Annotated in this window: 3 protein-coding genes and 1 pseudogene; 3 read left to right on the top strand and 1 reads right to left on the bottom strand. The window is 33.5% G+C overall.

All coding sequences use genetic code 11. The features are described 5' to 3' along the window. Positions 1–106 precede the first annotated feature (106 nt). The 3 genes from Q1B05_RS18345 to ygiD all read left to right on the top strand — a co-directional run bounded on the left by Q1B05_RS18345 (position 107) and on the right by ygiD (position 2,477). Complete coding sequence (locus Q1B05_RS18345; RefSeq protein WP_299782878.1) at positions 107–940, top strand: AraC family transcriptional regulator; 834 nt, start codon at positions 107–109, stop codon at positions 938–940. A 107-nt stretch (positions 941–1,047) separates the two neighbouring features. Then, positions 1,048–1,578 (top strand): YceI family protein, encoded by a 531-nt coding sequence (locus Q1B05_RS18350; RefSeq protein ID WP_299782880.1) that lies wholly within the window; start codon positions 1,048–1,050, stop codon positions 1,576–1,578. A gap of 11 nt (positions 1,579–1,589) precedes the next feature. Next, positions 1,590–2,477 carry a 4,5-DOPA dioxygenase extradiol gene (gene ygiD / locus Q1B05_RS18355; RefSeq protein ID WP_299782882.1) on the top strand — a complete coding sequence of 296 codons (888 nt, stop codon included), beginning with the start codon at positions 1,590–1,592 and terminating at the stop codon, positions 2,475–2,477. 59 nt (positions 2,478–2,536) lie between these two features. Here the strand turns inward: ygiD and Q1B05_RS18360 are convergent. Beyond that, a pseudogene (locus tag Q1B05_RS18360) lies at positions 2,537–3,508 on the bottom strand (IS110 family transposase). Between the last annotated feature and the right edge of the window lie 395 nt (positions 3,509–3,903).

Here is a 3,903-nt window from a genome sequence, read left to right on the forward strand (position 1 = left end):
ACAATTCTTAAACACGTTATAGTTCTCCTCTTTTTCTAGCTAAAGTTATTTAATACAAACTAAAGAAACACGTTGGCTGCAACCTGAAAAGACCATCAAACAACAAATGAACAAACTATTCCACATATTCAGAGTTGACGAAGAAGAAGCAAAAAAGATTTCTGAACAACCTGACGAACCTCACAATCACGACTTTGAAGAATTACTGATTGGAATATATGGAGAGTTGGAGCATTTCATTGATTTTAATATTACCACAATTCAAGCACCTTTTGTGAGTTTCGTCACCAAAGGAAAGGCACACCGAATAATACCAAGAATTTATAAAGGGAAATGCGACATTTGGGGAATTCGTTTCAAGAGCGACTTTATTCCCGAGACTACATTTCAACTATATTCTCTCTATCACGACCAAGCGAATATAAAATTTGAAAGAGGGTTTTGTTTTCAAAGGTTGGTTACACTTTGTGAGATGATGCACGCAGAAACTCAACAAGAAAGAACTGACTTTTCCATAATAAGACAACTATTAAGTGTTCTGTTCACTATGATAGAAGCCGAAAGAAAAAAGTTAGAACCACAAAACGAGTCTTTGCAAAAAAACCAACATATATCGTTCGGAAATTTTCTGAACATCCTTGAAGAAAATTATCGAAAACCAGTTGGCGTAGAATTCTATGCAGAAAAACTTTTTATGTCTTCAAGAAATTTGAATCTAATTTGCCATAATATTTTAGAGCAAAGTGTTTCTGAAATAATCGAAACCCGTAAATTGATTGAAGCAAAAAACCTATTGATTTCCACCGAAAAAACCATTTCTGAAATTGCCTACGAGTTGGGGTATAACGAAAACTCATACTTCTCTAATGTTTTCAGAAAGAAGGCTGGACAATCACCAAGTGAATTTAGAGAAGATATGAAAAAAAGGCTCATTTCCTAAATTTACATTTCAACTTCCGAATAGTGTAACAACTTAACACCTATTTGTTTTCATCTTTGCATTGTTAATTTATTTATAAACAATTAAAAGAAAAAAACATAATAAAAATGAAAACAACAAAATGGTCAATAGACCCAGCACATAGCGAAATCACTTTTAAAGTAAAACACTTAATGATTTCTAACGTAAAAGGAGAATTTAAAACTTTTCAAGCAAACATTGATGGCGAAGATTTTACAAAATCAACAATTTCGGCAAACATTGATGCAAGTTCTATATCAACCAACAATAACGATAGAGACACGCACCTAAAAAGTCCTGACTTCTTTGAAGTAGAAAAATATCCAGAAATTACATTTGTAAGCACTTCAATCAAAAAAGTAGATGATGATGAATTCAAATTAGTTGGCGACCTTACAATTAAAGGAACTACTAAAGAAATCACGTTAGATACCGAGTTTGGAGGTTTTATGAAAGACCCATACGGAAACGAAAAAGCAGGTTTTTCCATAAATGGCAAACTGAACCGTAAAGACTTCGGACTCAATTGGAATGCTGCCTTGGAAGCAGGAGGCGTTATGGTAGGTAATGAGATTAAAATTAACGCAGAGGTTCAATTTATAAAGCAAGTTTCATAATTTATTATGAAATGGATAGAAAACGATTTATAAAATCATTGGCGTTATTGCCACTAATAAGTAGAAGTATGAATTTAAAAGATTTAAACAAAATGACTTCAACAATGAGTAACACAGGCAAAATGCCTGTGTTATTTCTTGGTCACGGAAGCCCAATGAATGCCATTGAAGAAAATGAATTTGTTACGGAATTTAGAAAATTGGGGAAAGAATTGGCACGACCAAATGCTATCCTTTGTATTTCTGCACATTGGGAAACAAAAGGCACGTTTGTTACTGCAATGCAAAATCCACCAACCATTCACGATTTTGGTGGTTTTCCACAAGCATTATTTGACGTTCAATATCCAGCAAAAGGAAGCCCAGAACTTGCACAAGAAACCAAAAGTATTATAACCAAAACAGAAGTTGGATTAGATGATAAATGGGGACTTGACCATGGAGCATGGAGCGTAATCAAACATCTATATCCAAATGCCGATATTCCAGTAATACAAATGAGCATTGATTATTCGCAACCAGCAAAATATCATTACGAACTGGCGAAAGAAATTAGTCGCCTTCGTCAGAAAGGAGTTTTGATTGTTGGAAGCGGAAATATTGTCCATAATCTACGTATGGTTGCTTGGAAAAAATTAAACGAACAATTTGCCTATGATTGGGCAACAGAAGCAAACGAAAAAATGAAAACCCACATTTTAAGTGGCGACCATCAAAAACTCATAGCCTTTAAATCACAAGGGAAAGCCTTCGATTTAGCTATTCCAACACCTGAACATTATCTGCCTTTACTTTATACATTGGCATTAAAAGAAGAAAATGAAAAAATAACATTATTCAACGACAAAGCAGTCGGAGGCTCGCTATCAATGACTTCTATAAAAATCGAATCTGTATAAGAAACCGTAAAAAGGCAGCAGCTAACAAAGTACTGTGGCAAAAAACAAGTAAAAAGGCATTAATTTTTCACTAAAACACTCCTGTAGTTATTGTCGTATGTCAATCCTGATTTTGCGATAGCAAAAGCCTGTTTTAGCAGCTTATTACAAACCGCTATTAAGGCTAGTTTTTTGCTCTTTCCTTTGGCTACTAATCGCTCATAAATTGCTTTACAAGCGTGGTTATATTTACAGGCATTAAAACTGCACATAAATAATAACTTTCGAAGTTTTTGATTCCCTATTTTACTAATTCTAGGACGTCCTTTTACACTACTTCCACTTTGTCTTATCACTGGAGTTAAACCTGCGTAACTACACAATTCACTGCCGCTTGTAAAACGATCAAATCCATCCGTTAAAACCACCAGCATTAGAGATGTTTTTGGACCAATTCCTGGAATAGTTTTTAAGCGTGTTAAAACTCCTTGATGTACTTCTTTTACTAAAACTAACAATTTATCTTCTATCATTTTTATCTCTTTTTGAACCTGTTTTAAGTTTCGTTTTAAAGAACTCACAACTGCTTTACTCGGGTTTCCTAAAACAGCTTCTCCGTGCAATTTATTTTTAAGCATAGTGCTTTGTTTTGTATATACAGTAAGGAGTCTGGTCATTTGAAGGCATTCTAACTGATGCTTTGAGTTGCCTTTCCAAAGCTTTAATTCTACATGTTTTGCTTATTCATATATTAGTTTCGAATCGCTTTTATCGGTCTTGATTTTTGATAGTTTCATCTGAATAAATCGTTTTACCGATAATGGATTTTCTACCGAAACTTTAAAACCTTCTTCTTGTAAATAATAGGCTAATTGGTAGTGATAATATCCTGTGGCTTCCATCACGCAATGACTATTAATATCTAACAATTTTACAAACTTTTTAAAGCCCGAAATACTGTTTTTAAACTGATAATAATTCCCTTGGGAATCGGTAACATCAAAAACTAAATGAATGATGTCAAATCCAAAATATTTTATATCTTTATTCATAAGAAAATGTTTTTTGAAAGGACAAGCTACGCGAGTTTCTACGACTTAAAATTGAGGTCTAAACGCCTCATAGAACTGTACGAAATCTGTGTAGTAAAAGAGAGGGGATTTTCAATGTTGACGAGATCTGTAGTCTCTACGTATATATTAACCTTATTCCTCTCTTTTGTGCTTTCTTATTATGTGTCTTAAATTTAGTGTTTTTATTAAAATGCTAACTTAAGCCGTATATAATTTATTGCTGGTTTCTCGCTTACTTACGAAAGTCCTCGCGGACTTTCTTTGTTGGTAATTATTTACTAAATTAGTTGCTTAAACCACGCAACTAATCTTATACGTATTCCAAGATAAAATCCTAATAAAGATTTAGTTTTTTTTATGCAGCATGCTGTTGA

Origin of the sequence: uncultured Formosa sp. (genome assembly GCF_947500765.1) — a bacterium.
Lineage (GTDB): Bacteria > Bacteroidota > Bacteroidia > Flavobacteriales > Flavobacteriaceae > Formosa.